This window comes from Paenibacillus sp. IHBB 10380, assembly GCF_000949425.1.
GTDB lineage: Bacteria > Bacillota > Bacilli > Paenibacillales > Paenibacillaceae > Paenibacillus_AQ.
Window position 1 is genome coordinate 1,260,487 of the sequence record NZ_CP010976.1, and the last position, 19,376, is coordinate 1,279,862.

Here is a 19,376-nt window from a genome sequence, read left to right on the forward strand (position 1 = left end):
TGAATATTAAGTTACTGAAGTACTCTTTATTAGTTTTTTTAGGTGCATGTAGTTATGGCGTTCTATCTACGATCATAAAGCTTGGAATTAAAGGCGGATTTACGATGCAGGAATTAGTAGGAGGGCAATACTTTTTTGGTTGGTGTATTTTGTTACTATTAGTCTTGTTATTTTCCCGAAAAAGACTCGGGTTAAAAATAGTCTTTTCTTTATTTGGAGCTGGAATCACAACCAGTTTAACAGGCATATTCTACGGGTTAGCGGTTGAGCAGTTGCCCGCCTCGATTGCGGTTGTGCTCTTATTCCAATTTACTTGGATTGGTGTTATTCTTGAGGCCGTGGCAGATAGAAGATTTCCTAGTCGAGGGAAGTTGCTGTCGATGGCTATACTTCTTGTTGGGACACTGTTAGCTGGGGGCGTTTTTGAGCCTAGCGAAGGTGAAATAACGACAAGCGGTATCATTTTTGGCTTAATATCAGCGGTAACATTTGCTTTATATATTTTTGTAAGTGGGAGAGTAGCTACAGAAGTACCTGTAATTAATAAAAGTTTGTATATGATTACAAGTGCATTCATCATGGTTATGATCGTTTTCTCACCTTCATTTATTTATGACGGAGCTATTCCAAATGGACTTTGGAAATACGGTATCCCGTTAGGATTGCTCGGAATTATTATTCCTGTCATTTTCTTTTCTATCGGTGTCCCAAAAGTAGGTTCAGGTCTAGCAACGATTCTAGGTGCAGCGGAATTACCAGCAGCTGTAGTGGCCTCCGTGTTAGTTCTACAAGAACACGTATCAGCGCTTCGCTGGGTCGGAATTATCGTTGTTATGATCGGAATTGCTGCCCCGCAAATATTACCGATGTGGACAAGAAAAGATTCACCCAGGGCATCTCTCTACAAGGTAGAGCTTTAGGTTACAAATAGGCATCGATAAATGATAGGGTCCCTCAGGTCGTTCAATTCTTCATGAATTGACGATAATGAACTCTACGAGCTGATATTCTAGTAAGGAAATTTATACTTCAATAACAATGAACTAGTCGAACACTTTATGTTGTGTTGTGACTGGTTCTTTGTTTAATAAGAAATAAGAAAGAACAGTTTAAAACTTATTTCAAAGTCAAAGGAATCGTTATAATTATTTTTTTGCAAAAACATGCAGTGTAATGAAAATACGATGCGTCTATTAATAATGGGAAGGAGAGGAGAACTATTGACGAGGATATCATAATAGAGAATATTCGCCAGGGAGATATGAGCGGCTTCCGTGTCATCGTGGATCGATATAATAGGCATATCTTTCAGATTACCTATTCGGTATTACATGACGTTAAGGATGCCGAGGATGCTGCGCAGGAAACTTTTATCCAGATCTATAGATCTCTTCCTCAGTACCGCTCCCAAGGCTTCAAATCTTGGATTTCTAGGATTGCATTGAATAAAGCTATAGATCTTAAACGGAAAAAAACGAGGCATAGTGAGCACACAATCACCTCTGTCATTGAGATGGAGACAATACCGTCCAATGAGGAAGGTCCTTTATCGCTCACTATTCGTAAAGAGAAACATCGGCTACTTAAGGATAAACTGAAACAATTACCTGATAATCATAAACAAGTTCTGTCAGCTTATTATCTAGAAGAGAAAAGTTATGAACAGATTGCTCTAGAGCTTCAGGTGACCAAGAATACGGTAGAGTCTAAGTTATATCGAGCGAAACAGTGGATTCGAAAGAAATGGAAGGAGGAGGATTGGAAGTGAACCCTATGACAACCAGCACCAAGAGACAATGGGCTCAGAATTATATAACGGGCATAGCTAACAAAGAGGAGCAACAAATTTGGGAAGTGCTGTTGATAGATGATCCCGAGGCACTGGAAATACATATGCAGTTGTTGACTTGTGAAGAATTGCAGCTTCCAGATCTAGAATATCCCTCTCAATTTACCGATACAGTCATGAATCAGCTACCTAAGGAACCTTATTGCAAGGCTCCAATTTCGTCGGAATCGAAGCGCCGCTGGTATGAGCACTCCTTCGTCCATTACGCTGTAGCTGCTTGTCTGACAGTGATTTTCCTTTCTACAGGCTTATTCGATAAGGTCATGTATCCGGATTTAAGTACACAGGATACTTATGAGGGTGTCTCTTTTAGTAATCAGATGATGAATATTACGATCAATTGGTTGGATCAATTCAAATAATTAGTTTGAAAATTAATGGAAAGGTTGGTTGATATGAAGCCTAATCATAATAAGATATTAGCTTTAATGTTAAATGTAGTGCCGGGCCTGGGACATTATTATTTAGGGAGAAAAGGCAGAGCTGTTATATATCCCTTCTTGTTTTTCGGAAGTATTATTTTAGGATTTATGATGTATTTTGCTAGTAATGGTGAAGAGATGATTCTATTTCTCACGGCTGTTATAGCGTTGTTCTTCTGGGGAATCAATATGCTTGATTTGCTGATCTCACTTCTTAGACAACAACCTAATTATATACCTGAGATGCCATTGGATTATGGTATGCCACCTCAATATGAATCCCATGTCCGAAGTGGAGAAAGTGAACGGTTCTATACGATTTTGTTATCCTTTATTCCTGGTTTGGGACATTTACAATTGGGTCTAATGCAGCGGGGGTTATCCTTCTTAGTCGCTTTCTTCGGTCTTTTGACGATTATGCTGTTCGTGACAGGGTTAACCAGTCAGTCTATATTTCTGCTGTTTCTAGGCGTGTTGCCGATTATATGGCTTTATTGTATGTTTGACGCTGTTCAACAGGTGCATCGCAAGCAAGCTGGAGAGGTATTGGTGGATAGAACCTTATTTGAGGAATTTGAATCGGGCCGTGAGGTAGGTAAGCGAAGTAAAATATTAGCGACATTGCTGTCAGCCTTTCCTGGAGCTGGGCATATGTATGTTGGTTTGCAGAAGCGTGGTTTGCAACTGATGATATTATTTCTGGGCTCCATTTATATTCTAGACATTCTTAGGCTCTCGGTGTTCCTATTTCTCATTCCTGTGATTTGGTTCTTCAGTTTCTTTGATGCCTTACAGCAGATTAGTCGGTATGGAAGAGAACCTATGCAAGATCGTCCGCTGATTGATGGAATTGAGAACCATCGAAGATGGATTGGTATTGTGTTGTTAGGTTGTGGAATATATTATATAAGTAGCTCTCTAATTATTCCTTTGTTCGAATCATGGTTTCCTGACTGGCATATTGAGTATAGGGTACGAACATATATGAGGACATTTATTGTATCCCTATTGCTCCTTGCAGGTGGAATTAAATTGTTGCTAGATAATAAGACGAAGAAGAAACAGGAAAGCAGACTACGGCGCTAGTGTGACACAACAGGATTAAAGGAGGAATTCAATGTACAGAGTATTGGTCATGGGTGGAACTCGTTTCTTTGGCAAAAGATTAGTTCAATTACTGTTGGACGATGGAGCGGAAGTCACCATCGCGACGAGAGGTCAAACTGTGGATTCCTTTGGAGATACTGTGAAACGGCTTGTTGTGGATCGTGAAAGCTATGAGTCATTAGCCAAGGCAGTAGAAGGCCGTGACTGGGACCTTATTTATGATAATATATGTTATTCACCACAAGATGCTATGAATGCCTGCGAGATTTTTGCAGGTAAAGTCAAGAGATATATCTATACGTCTAGTATGTCTGTCTATGAGTCATTGTCTGTGAACAAGAAAGAAGAGGAATTCGATCCATACCCACTTCCAATTCAGATGGGAAAGCGAATGGATTTCGATTATGGAACTGCTAAAGGGTTAGCTGAAGCTGTATTTGCACAACGAGCTACTTTTCCTGTCTGCAGTGTACGGTTCACCTTCGTATTAGGAATCGATGACTACACTCGGCGTGTAGAATTCCATATTGATCGAGTGAAGAGGGGTATACCGATTGGAATCCCGAATATGGATGCCAAGATTAACTTCATTAGCTCAGACGAGGCCGCTGAACTGTTGTTATGGCTCAAGGATCATAAGATAGAAGGTCCTCTGAACGCGTGCTCAACAGGTGCTATCTCGTTAGCGGAGTTAATATCCTCTATTGAACAAGAGGTCGGGAAGAAAGCAATTATTGTACCTCGTACTTCTCAGGAGAATATGTCACCTTACGGGGTAGAGCGTACCTTAACGATTAATAATGGCAAGGCAACCCAAGCGGGGTTTGCATTTCAGCCTTTACATTCATGGTTTCCAATATTGCTGAGACAACTTGTGCTATCTTAGATGTATTTCCGCTATAAGGACTCGATAAAAAAACCTCCAAGCCCACTTTTATAGTGGTTTTGGAGGTTTTTAGTTTAATGTCTGGAATATTCTCTTTTAAATTATTTGTTTATCTTTTAGGTACATTCTGAAGAAGTAAACTACGGTATAAATATTCGAAGATAAATTCAAATGACTCCAAATGTTTCTTGGCTTCAAAAGCGTTCTTACCCCACGCATATATTCCATGATTACGTAAAAGGATACCTGGGACTGCAGGGTTAAGCACACCTTCAACTTCAGCGGCAATCCGTGGGATATCTGCATAATTAGGAAGGACCGGAATAGAAATGGCAGCATCTTCTTCCCAAATATTGAAGGCTTTAATAAGTTCAATTCCTTGAGCTGTTACAAAACCACCGTTACCCATCCACTCACTGATAAGGTTATTGAAGACGGTATGTACATGGAATACCGCACTACATCCCGTTAGACGGTAAATTTCACAATGAATAAGAGTTTCAGCACTGGGTTTCAGGAGTGTATTCTCGCAAGGGTGACCCGCATGATCAACGAATAAAAAGTCCTCTGGGGTGTTCTTAGATTTGTCTTTGCCACTTGAAGTAACAGCGAAATAAAATTGTTCTGGACTATAATCACCAACACGCATGGATAGATTACCGCTAGTTCCGGGGAAGAGCATGCGCTCGGCTAGTTGATTTTTAACTTTACGAAGATCGCTAATAACCTCTTGTTTCTGTTCTAAGGTGATATTTACAAAGCTCATTTATAGCACTCCTTGTTCTTGTTTCTGTTGTAAATCGGATATAATATCATGAAACGTTTCGAAGGGCACATGATTGACCCCAAGTTCTTCACATTTCGTGGTGAGCCAAGAGCGAGAATAGACGAGATCGGCAATCTTGGCTCCTTCGAAGTCCGTTAGGCTATCTCCGATGAGTATCCGTAGATAAGTGTCCTCTGGAAACTGGCGGATAACCGTTGTCTTGCACATCCCACAACTATTCTCACAAGGAGGAAGGCAAGGATTGGGCCAAGTTATCTTAATATGTTCTCCAGAGAAATCAGCCCCGTTGCAATAAATATGGTCTTGGGGTATTTGGAAAGGCTGAAGCAAGGGATCAATAAAGAAATCCATACCACCACTTGTTACATAGAATTCAATATTTTCTTTTTTGAGATAGTAAAGGAATTGTTGAAATCCTTCTCTGATACCAGCGTATTCCAATACGAAAGAAATAATCTCCTCACGTTGACTGGAGGGTATAAGTGCGAACATGGCGCTCACACCTTCATGAAGGCTAATTCTCTGTTTGATCGTATCTTCCATAATTTTTTCGTGGCCTTGCGGCTTGAAATGCTTCATGATCGCCACGATATTGTCTGTTATCGTAATCGTTCCATCGAAATCACAGAAGATGACGGGTTTTCTAGATGATATCATTGTTCTCCTCCCCAGGTATTAATGGCAGACTGTAGTTCTGGATGAGTTACCGCATATTCTGCGAGCGGAATAGATTTCATTGCCGCATCAATCGCTTGTACAAAAGCATGTCCACCTGCTGTCGTTCCCATGGGATGTCCATGAATACCTCCACCTGCATTGATGACAACATCAGTTCCGAAATCTTTCAGTATCAAAGGCACTAGACCGGGGTGAATACCGGCAGAAGGAACGGGCATACTTGTTGTGATTTTCAGATCAGATGTAATGAGTTCATGATGGATAGCTAAGTTCTCTTCTCTTGGCATCGTAACCGAGCCATATGGAGATGGGAAGAGTACTAGATCTGCACCTGCTAGTCGCATGAGTTGCCCTAAAAGAACAGAAGGTGAAATGCCATAGTGCTGAGCTGGATATATTGCTCCTGCTAAAGCAGGGTGAGCTGCAATAGGTACGGTGATCTCAGGATCACTAGACAATTCATGGAGGACGTCATAGCCATAGGCTAGTGCATTAAACAATAGGGCGTTAGCTCCCGCATCGATAGCTTTCATAGCTTGTTGCTTAAGCTGGGAAGTACGGCCGGTTAGATTGGCAGCGTAAAGTAGCTTTTTACCCGTCTCCTTACTTGCCAATTCGGCAGCCTTCATACAAATTTCAACCCGCTTTTCTATAGGGGTCAGCTTATTCTCGAATAGAATTTCATCATCCTTGATGAGGTCGACACCACCGAGTGCTTGATGGTAGAACTGCTCACGTAATTCCTCAAGGTTAAGGCCAATAACCGACTTGAAGATGCTCATAAGTAGAGGGCGATCATAGACACCCAGTTGTTCTCTGATTCCTGCTATACCGAATTTAGGACCTGAAAAAGCCGAAAGGAAAGACTCTGAGAATCCTAGGTTAATCAGTTTAATTCGTCCATCCATTGATATTTTGCCGAATACGGTGACGAGTAGGGCTGGGATATCATGGCTAAAATTTACATCAGGATAGGCGATCGTGATATCTGCATATCTAGTGCCGATGGCAGCACCCTTTGCTTCATGTTCTTCTACACTTAAGACTTGTCCTAAATGTTTCTGCATGGAGTTCCGTTTCGCTTGGGGTAACTCTGTCCAGCTACCAACAGTCATGCCTATAGCGATCGATTCTGCTTTTTTACGAAAATCTACTTTGTCATCATAAATTCGATAAGTTGCTGTACATTGATTCATGAACCTTCCTCCTTTAGCGCAGCACCCATCTCACGGGAACGCTCTGCGCAGCGGTTAACAGCTGCAATAACATCTTCAAAGAAGTCACCTTTATCAAGCATCATAATGGCTGCTTGTGTTGAACCATTCGGAGAGGTCACCTTAGCTCTTAGTGTACTTGGTTCTTCTCCTGTCTGCTGAACCATTTGGGCGGCACCCAGAACGGTCTGTACCGTTAATTCTTTACACTGCTGAGGTGATAATCCACCGCGAATCCCCGCAGCCATCATGGCTTCCATCATGTAATAAATATAGGCAGGACCACTGCCGGAAATACCTGTAAGCAAGTCCATTTTCTCCTCAGGAATAGCAGTGACTATTCCTACTGCCTCAAACAAAGTCGTGACGGTATGGCGTTGATCCTCCGTTATTTCTTTTGAGAACGATAAACCAGTCGCGCCGAGACCAATAGAACTAGAAGTATTGGGCATCGTTCTTGCAATGGGTTGTTTCCGTCCTAGTAGACGTTGCATGGTTGTAATAGATAATCCAGCAATGACGGAGACGATTAATTGTCCATCTGAGAGTAGTGGACCTAATTGTTGCAGAGAGGCGGCGGCATCTTTGGGTTTCATCGCGAGTACGATGATTGGAGAGTTCTGCAAAATTCTAACTTTAGCTGTCTCATCATTATTGGTATTCACTTGATATCGTTGCTTTAATTCCTCAAGACGCTCTGTATTACTTCGATTAAGCATCGTAATTGCCGAAGGAAGTACAACGGTGCGAGCGATAATACCGCGCACGATTGCCTCTGCCATCGATCCAGCCCCATAGAACGTAATATGATCTTGAATTATAGCTTGTTGCTGGCTCATAGGTAAGAATCCTCCTTGCCGATATTAGCGGCGTATTTGTCCATTTCCATAGATGCGATATTTCGTTGAGGTTAGTGCAGGAAGTCCCATAGGGCCTCTTGCATGTAGTTTTTGCGTGCTAATCCCAATCTCTGCTCCATAACCGAATTCGAAACCATCGGTAAAGCGAGTAGAGGCATTGTGATAAACTGCCGCAGCATCGACTTCTTGTATAAAGTAATCTGCCTGAGTCTTATTCTCTGTCACGATACATTCGGAATGTTGCGTGCCATATTGTGTGATATGATCTAAGGCTTCCTGTATATTGTTTACTATCTTAACATTTAGAATGTAATCATTGTATTCCGTGTCGTAGTCTTCGGAAGTGGCTAACTTTGCCCAAGGGACAAGAGAAAGCGTATGCTCGCAACCGCGTAGCTCGACATCAGCATTACGGAATTGTTCAGCAATATGAGGCAAATGCAATGCAGCGAATGCTTGATGAATTAACAAGGTTTCCATGGAATTGCAGACTGAAGGACGCTGAACCTTGGCATTCATACTTATCTCTGTAGCCATGGTGAGTTCGGCAGATTCATCGATATACGTATGGCATACACCTGCGCCCGTCTCAATGACAGGGACGGTAGCATTGGTGACTACATTCTGGATGAGTGAGCGGCCACCTCGTGGGATTACGACATCTAGTAGGCCGTTTAACTTCAACATTTCATCCACAGAGGATCGGTTTGGATCTTCAATGATCTGCAAGGCATCTACAGGAATATCAGTCGAAGCGAGTGCATGATGCAGGACTTCGATAATTTGGCGGTTAGACGAGAGGGCAGAAGAGCCACCACGCAAGACTACAGCGTTTCCGGTCTTAAGACATAATCCAGCAGCATCAACGGTTACATTGGGTCTTGCTTCGTAGATAATACCAATGACTCCTAGGGGTACACGAATTTTATCAATCAGCAAACCATTTGGTCGTTCAGTAGTTTCTAGCACATCACCGACTGGATCAGGTAAACTAATAATTTGTTCTAGCCCTTCAGCCATTGCCTCAATACGCTCTGGGTTTAAAGCGAGACGGTCAAGTAAAGAAGAAGGGGTTCCTTGCTGGCGCCCACGTTCTAGATCTACAGCATTTGCAGTGATAATGCTCTGCTGTTCCTGTCTAAGGGCATTGGCCATAGCTCCTAAAGCTTTATTCTTCTGCTCCGTCGTTAGTCGATTCAGCACCGCACTTGCTGATTTAGCCAGCGCTGCTTTGGATCTCACTTCACTTCCATTCATTGATATTACCTCCCACAAGTTTTTTGGCTTGAAACGTGACTTTATTGTGCTATTTCAATGTGATCCATTCATCTCTATGGATGACCTCTAACCGATGGATATGATCTAGCGCTTGAACAACTTTTGAGCTAGACATCCCACGAATGAGTCGTAGTTGTTCATCATCATAATTAATGATACCACGTCCTAGAACTACACTTTCGGAATTTAGTACTTCAACGACATCTCCAGCATGGAAATGGCCTATCACTTGTTGAACGCCTACGGGAAGCAGACTATGACCGCCATGAATTAAAGCTTGCTCTGCGCCCGCATCTACGGTGATCGAGCCAAGGGGTGAAGACATGAAGCCTAACCATTGCTTCTTCATTGAAAGAGAAGAGAGTTCGGTATCGAAGTATGTCCCTTGTCCATGACCATCAACAGCGTTTTTCAGATCACCTGGTGAATTGACTTTACCCACAAAGACAGGAACTCCGCCACGGGTGGCAATTTTGGCGGCATCAATTTTGGAACGCATACCTCCCGTGCCAAGGGATGAACCAGCGCCACCGGCAGTGGCATATATTTCTTCAGTAATCTCCTGTACATGATCGAAACGGACAGCATCCGGATGTATGCGTGGATCACCTGTGTATAGCCCATCCATATCCGTTAGTATTAATAGATGCTTAGCCTTGACTAGATTAGCTACTAGAGCAGATAGGGTGTCATTATCCCCGAATTTGAGCTCATCCACAGATACGGTATCATTTTCATTGAAGATAGGCACAACACCTTGCTTCAATAGTTCTTCAATCGTAAGACCAGCGTTATTCATTCGTTTACGACTGCAAAAATCGGTACGGGTAAGGAGAATTTGAGCATTAATAATATCATGAGCTGCAAAGGCTGCTTGGTATGCTTGCATTAACAAGGCCTGCCCAACGGCAGCAGCAGCTTGTTTCTCGTGTAGTAGATGGGGTCTAGACACATATCCGATCTCACGGAACCCTGCGGCAACGGCTCCAGATGTAACAAGGAGCACCTCATATCCAACAGCTTTTAAGGATGCTATCTCCCCAGCAAAAAAATGAATGGCTTCTCGATTTAACTCACCTTCAGTAGAGGCAAGGGAGCTGCTTCCAATTTTTATAATAATACGAGATGGCATCAGAGTCACTTCCCTTAATTAATCAATTATACATCTGATCTTATAGAATGAACTAAAGTTGTGTTTCTTAAATGGCACAACACCAAAATCAGTGCTTGAAAATCTATCGTATTGATAACTGACCACTATGCGGATGGATTGTCCAACCGAATCGCTGTTGCCCCCAAATTTTTTGAATATGCCGCTATTTGTGATTAGAATTCAGGGGCAAAGCGTATGCTTTCGAAGTAGCTTTCGGAAGGGAAAGCTTTTAGGCGAACGCTACGCTGCTACAAGACAATTCCAGTATCGAAGCTACAATCAGCATAAAATTCTATTTTCAGCAAGCACTAATTATGAATTAGAACCTCTTAAATTCCTCTTTAGTTCATTCTATCTATACAACAAAAAAACTTTCATCCTTGACGAGCAAAGGACGAAAGTTTAGCTTCCGCGGTACCACCTTTATTGATGAAATAAATCATCCAACTTGGGACCTTGTAACAGAAGGTACTGTCCTACTATATTAGCAGGCCGCTCAGGGGGAGGATTAAGAAAGGATTCACGGTAAATTCTCTCAGCCAATGGAATTTACTCTCTGCAAAGCGTGAAGTTATCTTACTTATGGGCCCCATCAACACGTTTTTGTATATTGTGATTTGTTTACTTCATTATAATGATTAGATCATATATTTCACATAGAATAACATGGAAAACTAGTGTTTGCAAAGGTTTATGCAAAGAGACCAAGCTTCCCTATACGTTCTGCGGCTTCTTGTAAACGATCTTCTGGACTTAACAGTCCAAGCCGTACATATCCTTCACCATATTTACCGAATCCAACGCCAGGTGCTACAGCGACTTTCGCTTCTTTAAGCAGAAGGTCCGATAATGAAACGGAAGTGTGACCTTTAGGCACAGGTAACCAGCTAAAGAAGGAACCGCTAGGCTTGGTAGCTTGCCAGCCTATATGGTCCAAAGCATCGTATAGTGCATTCCGACGCGATTCATAGCGACCCACTAATTGCTCTACACATGCCTGTGAAGAGGTTAGGGCAACGGCAGCCGCAGATTGGATACCTCCAAACAAGCTAACATACATATGATCCTGTAGCGTATTGATGAGCGATATCACTTTGGCGTTACCAAGAGCGAAGCCAACACGCCAGCCAGCCATATTATAGGTTTTGGACAGGGTATATAACTCAATGCCTACTTCCTTTGCGCCAGGAGCTTGAAGAAAGCTGACAGGGCGATGTCCATCGAATCCAAGAGCGCCGTATGCGAAATCACTCGCAACGACGATTCCATGTTTCGCTGCGAACTCCACCGTGTCTTCATAGAAAGAGAGGGGAGCGGTCGCAGAGGTTGGATTATTAGGATAGTTTAAGAACATAAGTTTCGCTCGTGCCTTGTCCTGTTCACTTATACTACTATAATCAGGAAGATATCCATGATCTTGAAGCAGAGGCATGAAAGACATCTCCGCGCGTGCGAGAGCTACTCCTGACCAATAATCAGGATAACCCGGATCTGGAACTAGGCAAAGATCGCCGGGATTCAGCAAAATTTGTGGCAACTCCACAAGTCCGGTTTTGCCGCCGAACAGAATAGCAACTTCGGTCTCGGGATCTAATACAACACCATAATCATCTAAATAACGCTTAGCGATCGCTTCTTTTAAAAAAGAATATCCAGTAAAAGGAGAATATTTATGATATAGCGGGTTGGTAGCCGCGTTCTGAAGTTCTTTAACGATATGTTCTGGTGTTGGTGTATCTGGATTACCTTGTCCCAAATTGATGACATCATGGCCTGCAGCAATTTCATGGTTGACCTTTTGAACTAATGTAGCAAAAAATTGAGTGGGTAGCCCTTTGAAGATTTCAGCGGGTTCGATTTGAAAAGCTGAGTTCGGGGTCATGTTGTTCGTCGTATTCATCGTTCATCACTCTACTCTCATCCAAAATATAATAGTTACAATTTATCATCATTTAACAGGGCTGTATAGAGGGGATAAGCTGGACTGTCAAGCCGATCACCAATTATGCGATTGATAGCAGTAGCCAAGCCCGAGGGTGAGCAACTTTCATTAGACCTGGTATTACCTACCTCCCTCCTGAGAAGATTGAAACTAAAGAAGATCTGAATCATGATTTCATTGAGATTAGGGGACGACTGTCTGAAGACGATACTTACCTGAAGCTTGCAGGTGAGGAAGATATGGGTGTTGGAATATTCGTAATGATGGTGGACGAGTACCGGAAGCGCGTAGCACCGTTAGCCTAGAAGTGGGATGAATGGCGCAATGGTAGGTTCAGGCGGAACCTGTAGTCAAGGATGACAAAAACGGAGAAGTAGAACCGGATAATAACACTAGATCTGAACCTACGGACTGGATGCAGGAAGACAAAAATAATCAGGAAATGGATTTCGGTGATCCGATCAACACTGAAACTTCAACCACTGAACCTTAAGAAGCAATAAAGTCTGTGGAAGTGACTGAGAATGTCGTAGTGAATAAAGAAGAGCTAGAGCAGTTCATTTTTGATAATCAGCCGATATTTGATGACATACCTCACGATTTCCTTACATTTTTAAGGCAGTGACGCGAGGATGGCATGACATGGCTTCAAATCGCCAAGGGTGTTGGATAACCATGTAGTCGAATAAGCAGTAAGTAGACGGTATATAAGGAGCGTGTCGCAAGTCAAATGAAAGGTGGGGGAGCGGCTTAGGTGCTTCTCCCTCACTCCTGAATCAAGCAGATCCGGTATGGGTAGCTACGGCCTTGTGACCAAACATACGATCTTATTTAGGGTAACAATTTGATAACTATTCTTGGGATGTAGAACAGAATATCTAAGAATAGCTCAATGAAGTTCCATTTTCGTTCAGACCGAGCTCTACCGTATTTCATCTAAGTCACCTCGCATTTGGAAACTATTTACTTTAGTTTACCATGATTTGAATCTCGAAAGAAAGGATGGATGAAAAATGGAAAAGTGAATTTGGAACCTCAAGCATTCTGGAAGCTATCTGACTATATGAAAGCTATGGCAGCATATCCATTAAACATTTAGTCAAGAAAGCCAGTGATAAAGATACCCAAGCCCAGAATCGAACAGACTATTCCAGTAAGTTTTGTGATGGATATGAAGGTATCGTCTGGCTCAGAGTACCCTCCACTTTGCCATCCTTCTCTTAAATACCATGCGATTGAAGGATAAAAGATATTGGTTAAACCCGTTGCGAGTATTATAAGGCCCATAAAAAATCGCAAAAATTGCATTAGAGCATCTCCTTTGTAGATAAATACGCAAAACATGGGGAATAGTTCTATATTGCTACAATTTTTGAACATATAAGAACAGGAGGGGGAGGGACACATGAACCTCTTAAGCCTATTTAGTGGAATTGGTGGAATAGATAAAAAAGTAGCATGTTGCGAACGTGAACTATTTCCTTAGAAGGTGCTACGGAAACGATGGCCTGATGTACCAATATATGACGATGTATGAAAGCGAGGTTAGAAGCTGTTGGAATCGACACAGGAGCAATTGGAATTATTTCAGCCAGCCTTTTTAGTACTGCCGGGAAGCGAAAAGGGATGTCAGAGTCAATAGGGGCTTATGCCTCAGGAGCTCCAAAAGCTTCTTTTCCGTCGATCACAACAATTTCACAATGATCCCTATAAGTCAGAGTGAATATAAACTTAGGGAAGCGCAATGGCAATATCGTCCGGCATTCAATCCCAGCATCCACCATCCGTATGATTTGATGTTGAGGAAATTTCTTACTCCCCCAACCGTCTCTTACAAAGCGAACATGCACACCGGATACAGCACATTTGATCAGCAAGTCCGTGATACGTTTGCCAATGAGATCATCCCGGTGATGTAATATTCCAAATCAATCGTTTTCTTCGCATTTTGTAAGTCCCCATGCCCAGAATCAAACATTGAACTAACGGGAAAAGAGTCTAATATATTTAGTTTTGCATTTTGACTGGTTTTTATTTATAAGGATTGAATCAATCAACAACAAAGAGACCACAAAGGCATAACGCCAATGTGATCACCGCTTATCACTTCTATGTTGTCTTACAATTACCCTCTGATTGTGTTCAGTAGCTATATGTATTTCTTTCTTCACACTCATCAGTCATGATCTCGTTGTTAATCCTTCGAGTGAATTCGATGACGCTTTAATATTAACTAATGGATTTTGTTGAGATGGTAGTGTATCATCGCGCGTTTCTCTCCATGAGTTCTTTAAGCATGTGACTGTGCCATTCTAACAACTCGAGCATTTTTGAGAATGCTAGAAATAGTATGCCAGAGACTAATCCGCTTACCCACCAGGACAGAGCTACAGCAAATCGAAAGCTATCATCCATTTCTAGCAATTTTGCCAGCGGGTCCTCTTTTGTCCCATAAATGATACCAACAATGATTCCTCCAATGATTGAAATGATTCCAAGAGCTTTTAGGGTTTTGACCAATTTGAATTCCTCCATAAATATTATTCTAGGATAAGTCTATCAGACTTAGGTAAATACTACCATACACCTATATTGTCAATTACTCTTGAATAAAGAACATTAGTTCGTATATGATACAAACAAATGTTTTAATAATGAGCGATGTCATGCCAATGAAGTATCTTGGGAAAATTGTCGAGATCATGTATATGGATCAATCGGGGGAAATCACACAACGGCGTATTGAAGTGAATAGTATTCGCAATGGTGCCGCTTTTGCGACTCTAGTATATCAATTTACAAATTTCTGCTTAGGCAACTCAAGCTAACCGAGTTTTTATCGATAGTCGGATCAGCTTGCGGATTATAGATGCAAGTATATAATGATTATAGAAAAGAAATATAGAATCGTTGTTGATTCTAAATTGCGTAATTTCATCTAAAGAAAATCACGAAAAAAAACCACATTTTCTGCATATAAACGTGAATGGGAACGAAACTTACAATTGAAAGATGTCCATAAAACGATGCTTTGTTTGGGGTTATGAATACATGCGGATAGAGATGGATAGTAAAAAATGATGATATACATCACGAAAGAAAGAGTAGTTCAGTTACATTTAAATAAGGGGGAACTTGTGTTGACAATGAGCAGTAATAATTTACGTGTAGCTTTGATCCAGACACCTATTCAACTAGGTCAACCAGAGGTTAATAGGGAACATATTCTAATGTTAATGGAGCAAGCGGCAAATATGTCACCTAAGCCTGATCTGATTGTATTGCCTGAAATGTGGAATACAGGTTATGCCCTAGAGGAAATTCACGAAATCGCAGATGTTGCGGGTCAACGTAGTAAAGAGTGGCTTAGTTCATTTGCTAAACGTCATGAGATTATCGTTGTAGGTGGGTCCATTGCTGAGAAAAATGGAGAGAATATTACTAATTCTATGTATGTATTTGATCGTCAAGGCGAACAAATAGCCAAGTATTCTAAGATCCACTTATTTTGTTTGATGAACGAAGAAAAATATCTGAAGTCAGGTGATCATAAGGTTACATTTGAGATTGATCACCATTTCACCGCAGGAGCATCGATCTGTTATGATATTCGGTTTCCAGAATTAGCACGAAGTCTAGCTCTAGATGGAGCCAAGGTACTGTTTGTTTCAGCGGAATGGCCGCATCCTCGTCTGCATCATTGGCGCACATTGCTCATGGCTCGGGCTATTGAGAATCAAATGTACGTAGTTGCTTGTAATACGGTGGGTGTAAGTGGAGACACATCATTCTTCGGGCATTCTATGATCATTGACCCATGGGGGGAGATTATTGCTGAGGGTGGAGAAGGAGAAGAGATCGTCATAGGTGAGATCTCTCCAGCATTAGTAGATGACGTACGGGGACGAATTCCAGTATTTAGTGATCGTCGCCCTGACCTTTACTCAATCAATTAATTCGTCTATTGATTTCTTGAATGAGTCGATGAAAGCTTCAGCTGCTTTGGATAAATAACGTCCTCGTCTATAGGCGACGACCAACGTTCGACTTGGGACGGGCTCAGCTAGTGGCAAAAAGATGGGAACGAAGTCTGTTCTAGGTGCCCGGGCGATAAAACGCGGAACTAGCGTTATACCCATGCCTGCGGCAACTAGTGATTGAATGGTTTCCATATTACTGCTCTCAAATACGACCTTGGGTTCGAATCCAGCCTGCTGGCACAGGTCAAAGGTCATTTTACGGAATCCTTGGCCTTTCTTGAGTACGATAAAGGATTCATTCTTGAGTTCTTCTATTTGAATGGTCTCAAGGGTCTGGTTAGCATGCTTCACAGCCAAAGGATGCTCTGGAGGGACAGCCAAATCAATTTTTTCTTCTCCTATAACTTCGTAAGCAAGTGAAGGTTCTAGGAGAGGGAGGGAGAGCAAGCTTAAATCTGTTTTGCCATTGGCTGTTAGCTTCTCTAGATTCATTGAGGAGTCCTCTAGGAGTGTGATCTCAATGTCAGGGTAGGTCTGTCTAAAGACGGGTAATACATAAGGAAGTAAATGAGAACCTGTAATAGGCATACTTCCGATGACAACCTTACCTCCACGTAGCTGGGATATATCGGTCATTTCTTGATGAAGAAGTTCAACAGCATCTACAATTTTTTGTGCTTGCTCCATAAAGGCTGCACCCGCATGGGTGAGTTCAACACTGCTTGTATTTCGCTGAAAGAGTAGTACACCGATTTCTTTCTCTAACTTAGAAAGTTGTTGACTTAGTGAAGGCTGGGCAATGTGTAGCTTATCTGCGGCGCGTGAGAAATTGCGTTCTGCAGCTATTTGAAGTGCATATTGTAGCTGTCGTAGTTCCATATTCAATCGACCTCATTTACGTTAATGAATTCCTCTTATAGCGTTTACTTATATTATATCTATAATCATTGTAGCAAAAGATAAATAAAAAAGAAGCTTCTCATGATAGTTCAACTTACCAGTGAACTGATGGAGAGGCTTTTTTCTAATGTAGGACGTGAATTAAATTTTAAATATTTGGTGATGAAATTTGCTCCATCAATGCTACTGATTCTTCCGTTGTAGCTGATATATTCTCGGTTCCGGTTGCATTTTTTTCTGAAACCTTACTATTATTTCAAATGGAGTGCTGGGCTCTACGCGGTATTAAGCTTTAATGCATTCACTTTTTTATTCCCTTTACCGATATATAAGAAGTAAATAATGTTCTCCGATTACGAAAGGTAGGTTTTCCATGAAAGTGAAGTTTAGGTCATTAAGAACCAAGTTAGTCGTATTATGTTTATTTCTCTTGTTAGTCCCTACGATTCTAATAGGAATAACGACATATGAATCATCCAAGAGCAAATTGGATGAGGCGGGAAAAAAGCAACTTCAACATAGCGTGAAGGCCATGATTGGCATGATGAATGTGATGGATGGAGAAGTCAAAGCCGGGAGACTGACTTTGGAGGAAGCGCAAGAAAAAGTTAGACAGGAGCTGTTAGGACAAAAAGATGCCAAAAATGTCCGTCCGATAAAACAGGCTTACACAGTGGGTACGACGGGCTATCCGTGGGCTGTAAATAAAAATTCAATATCAGTGATGAATCCGAACAACGAAGGGGAAGACCTGACAAATATTAAGTCACAAGATGGTGTGATGCTGGGTAAAGCGATCGTGGAAATGGGAATCAAAGGGGGAGGTTTTCTATCTTACCAATATAAGATCCCAGGGGACAGTAATAAAGTAGAAACAAAAATATCTTATGTAGAAATGGACCCCAACTGGGGATGGATCGTCGGTTCCGGCGCTCACGTCACAGAATTTAATGCTGGCGCCCAAGATGTTCTAAAACTTGTTTTATGGATCGGCTCTATTGCCTTGGTATTGGGCATGTTTATTGTGAGTTTCTTCTCTTCTCGTCTCGCCAAGCCGATCCAGTTAATTGGAAGAAAATTAAATGAAGTGGCTACAGGTAATTTTACGGTGGAAGAGGTTCACAACAAATCAAAAGATGAAGTTGGCGAATTAGCTAGGGACTTTAATAACATGGTTAAGCAGATGAGGCACTTTATTGGAGAAGTGAATGCATCCACGCAGCAGGTCGCCTCTTACTCCAATGATTTAATGGTCGGTGCGGAACAAACGAGCAAGGCCACCGAACAAATCACCATAGCCATTCAGGAGTCTGCCGACGGAGTCGAAGAACAACGGATCACCTTGGAGCAAACGACGACGTCCCTTGTAGAGATGTCCATTGGCATCCAGCGTATTGCCGAGAGTTCCTCGACGATTGCGGATTCTTCTGCAGATACGAGGAACATCGCGGGACTAGGAGGAGTTGCTATACAGAATACCGTCAAGCAAATGAGCTCCATCAGCGAATCCGTCAATGATTCTAATGAGGTCATCCAACTCTTGGAGCAACGGACCGCACAAATTGATCAGGTGCTCACGATTATTCGGAACATTTCTAGTCAAACCAACATGTTGGCATTGAATGCCGGAATCGAAGCGGCACGCGCCGGGGAGCACGGCAAGGGATTTGCTGTCGTAGCCGGTGAGGTCCGTAAGCTGGCTGATCAATCGAACAGCTCCACCAATGAGATTTCCAGCTTGATTGAAGAAATGCAGAATGACATGAAACGATCCGTTCAAACGATGAACAAAGTCAAGGAAGAAGTGCTTTCCGGAACTGAAGTTGCTAAGGAAACTGAGCTTAGATTTCAAGATATAACCACGTCAACGATTCGTATTTCAGAGCAGATCGAAGAATTGGCGAGCATAACCCAACAAATTTCAGCGAGTGTACAGGAGATATCGGCCAGTGGCGAGAACGTTGCTAATATTGCCAAGATTGCGTCCAGTCATTCACAGGAAATTGCCTCCTCCGCAGAGGAACAGCTTGCTTCCATGGAAGAAGTGTCGGGACTGGCTTCTAATTTATCGCATATGTCAGGAGATTTGCAGCAGTTGATTAATAGGTTTAAGTTTTAGGCGGTTGCGTCAGGGATTTGACTTCTCTTTTCCTAGGTATTTCCTAGTTCCTTGGGATTATGAAGGGCCGAGTAAGCACAGGCGCATAGCCTGTGCTTACTCGGCTCTTGTCGTTCATAAGCTCATATGGTTTCGCTTGGGGCTGATTAGCATATGTAAGACTTACCCATTTGATAAATTTATATCATTTTAATAAAATGT

General features: G+C 42.0%; 18 protein-coding genes, 1 pseudogene and 1 other annotated feature. Of the genes and pseudogenes, 8 read left to right on the plus strand and 11 right to left on the minus strand.

Features of this window, described 5'->3' with window-relative positions; genetic code table 11:
• The first annotated feature begins 5 nt into the window (after positions 1 to 5).
• The 5 genes from UB51_RS05735 (at position 6) to UB51_RS05755 (ending at position 4,264) form a co-directional block, all read left to right on the plus strand.
• Positions 6 to 920, plus strand: coding sequence for an EamA family transporter (locus UB51_RS05735; protein WP_044879911.1), 915 nt, complete (start codon positions 6 to 8; stop codon positions 918 to 920).
• A gap of 341 nt (positions 921 to 1,261) precedes the next feature.
• Positions 1,262 to 1,768: an RNA polymerase sigma factor gene (locus UB51_RS05740; RefSeq protein WP_234405549.1), complete on the plus strand. Its 507-nt coding sequence runs from the start codon at positions 1,262 to 1,264 to the stop codon at positions 1,766 to 1,768.
• Positions 1,765 to 2,211, plus strand: a complete 447-nt coding sequence (locus UB51_RS05745; protein WP_052675765.1) for a hypothetical protein — start codon at positions 1,765 to 1,767, stop codon at positions 2,209 to 2,211. The genes UB51_RS05740 and UB51_RS05745 overlap by 4 nt, the downstream gene beginning before the upstream one ends.
• A 33-nt stretch (positions 2,212 to 2,244) precedes the next feature.
• Positions 2,245 to 3,357, plus strand: a complete 1,113-nt coding sequence (locus tag UB51_RS05750; RefSeq protein WP_044876486.1) for a hypothetical protein — start codon at positions 2,245 to 2,247, stop codon at positions 3,355 to 3,357.
• Positions 3,358 to 3,388: 31 nt separating this feature from the next.
• A complete protein-coding gene (locus UB51_RS05755) occupies positions 3,389 to 4,264 on the plus strand; it encodes an NAD-dependent epimerase/dehydratase family protein (protein WP_044876487.1) in 876 nt (291 codons plus the stop codon).
• A 109-nt stretch (positions 4,265 to 4,373) separates the two neighbouring features.
• Here the strand turns inward: UB51_RS05755 and mtnB are convergent, their stop codons facing one another.
• The 10 genes and pseudogenes from mtnB to UB51_RS05800 form a co-directional block, all read right to left on the minus strand.
• Positions 4,374 to 5,030, minus strand: coding sequence for a methylthioribulose 1-phosphate dehydratase (gene mtnB / locus UB51_RS05760; protein WP_044876488.1), 657 nt, complete (start codon positions 5,028 to 5,030; stop codon positions 4,374 to 4,376).
• Entirely contained in the window at positions 5,031 to 5,708 is a 678-nt protein-coding gene (locus UB51_RS05765) for a 2-hydroxy-3-keto-5-methylthiopentenyl-1-phosphate phosphatase (protein WP_044876489.1), read from the minus strand.
• On the minus strand, positions 5,705 to 6,925 hold the full coding sequence (locus tag UB51_RS05770) for a 2,3-diketo-5-methylthiopentyl-1-phosphate enolase (RefSeq protein ID WP_044876490.1): 1,221 nt from the start codon (positions 6,923 to 6,925) through the stop codon (positions 5,705 to 5,707). The genes UB51_RS05765 and UB51_RS05770 overlap by 4 nt, the downstream gene beginning before the upstream one ends.
• Positions 6,922 to 7,782 (minus strand): pyrroline-5-carboxylate reductase, encoded by an 861-nt coding sequence (gene proC / locus UB51_RS05775; RefSeq protein WP_044876491.1) that lies wholly within the window; start codon positions 7,780 to 7,782, stop codon positions 6,922 to 6,924. Before proC ends, UB51_RS05770 begins: the two co-directional genes overlap by 4 nt.
• A gap of 24 nt (positions 7,783 to 7,806) precedes the next feature.
• On the minus strand, positions 7,807 to 9,078 hold the full coding sequence (locus tag UB51_RS05780; RefSeq protein ID WP_267884728.1) for a glutamate-5-semialdehyde dehydrogenase: 1,272 nt from the start codon (positions 9,076 to 9,078) through the stop codon (positions 7,807 to 7,809).
• A 31-nt stretch (positions 9,079 to 9,109) separates the two neighbouring features.
• Entirely contained in the window at positions 9,110 to 10,213 is a 1,104-nt protein-coding gene (gene proB / locus UB51_RS05785; protein WP_044876493.1) for a glutamate 5-kinase, read from the minus strand.
• A 408-nt stretch (positions 10,214 to 10,621) separates the two neighbouring features.
• Positions 10,622 to 10,839 (minus strand) — a binding site (T-box leader).
• Between the two features lie 86 nt (positions 10,840 to 10,925).
• Entirely contained in the window at positions 10,926 to 12,134 is a 1,209-nt protein-coding gene (locus UB51_RS05790; protein WP_324607748.1) for a pyridoxal phosphate-dependent aminotransferase, read from the minus strand.
• 1,137 nt (positions 12,135 to 13,271) lie between these two features.
• Positions 13,272 to 13,583, minus strand: a complete 312-nt coding sequence (locus tag UB51_RS29380) for a DUF6199 family natural product biosynthesis protein (RefSeq protein WP_324607749.1) — start codon at positions 13,581 to 13,583, stop codon at positions 13,272 to 13,274.
• 257 nt (positions 13,584 to 13,840) lie between these two features.
• Positions 13,841 to 14,130, minus strand: a pseudogene (locus tag UB51_RS29385) (phospholipase D-like domain-containing protein); the annotation flags it as partial.
• A gap of 308 nt (positions 14,131 to 14,438) precedes the next feature.
• Positions 14,439 to 14,696, minus strand: a complete 258-nt coding sequence (locus UB51_RS05800; RefSeq protein WP_044876494.1) for a hypothetical protein — start codon at positions 14,694 to 14,696, stop codon at positions 14,439 to 14,441.
• A gap of 146 nt (positions 14,697 to 14,842) precedes the next feature.
• Between UB51_RS05800 and UB51_RS28150 the strand changes: the two genes are divergently transcribed.
• Together UB51_RS28150 and UB51_RS05805 are read left to right on the plus strand one after the other, a co-directional pair.
• Positions 14,843 to 15,004: a hypothetical protein gene (locus UB51_RS28150; protein WP_160297227.1), complete on the plus strand. Its 162-nt coding sequence runs from the start codon at positions 14,843 to 14,845 to the stop codon at positions 15,002 to 15,004.
• 318 nt (positions 15,005 to 15,322) lie between these two features.
• Positions 15,323 to 16,132, plus strand: coding sequence for a carbon-nitrogen family hydrolase (locus tag UB51_RS05805; RefSeq protein WP_044879916.1), 810 nt, complete (start codon positions 15,323 to 15,325; stop codon positions 16,130 to 16,132).
• On the opposite strand, the gene UB51_RS05810 is transcribed toward UB51_RS05805, so the two are convergent.
• On the minus strand, positions 16,121 to 17,035 hold the full coding sequence (locus UB51_RS05810; protein ID WP_044876495.1) for a LysR family transcriptional regulator: 915 nt from the start codon (positions 17,033 to 17,035) through the stop codon (positions 16,121 to 16,123). The genes UB51_RS05805 and UB51_RS05810 overlap by 12 nt on opposite strands.
• A 394-nt stretch (positions 17,036 to 17,429) precedes the next feature.
• Between UB51_RS05810 and UB51_RS05815 the strand changes: the two genes are divergently transcribed.
• The gene (locus UB51_RS05815; protein ID WP_044876496.1) at positions 17,430 to 19,175 is read left to right on the plus strand and encodes a methyl-accepting chemotaxis protein; all 1,746 of its coding nucleotides are present in this window, start codon (positions 17,430 to 17,432) and stop codon (positions 19,173 to 19,175) included.
• The last annotated feature ends 201 nt before the right edge of the window (positions 19,176 to 19,376 follow it).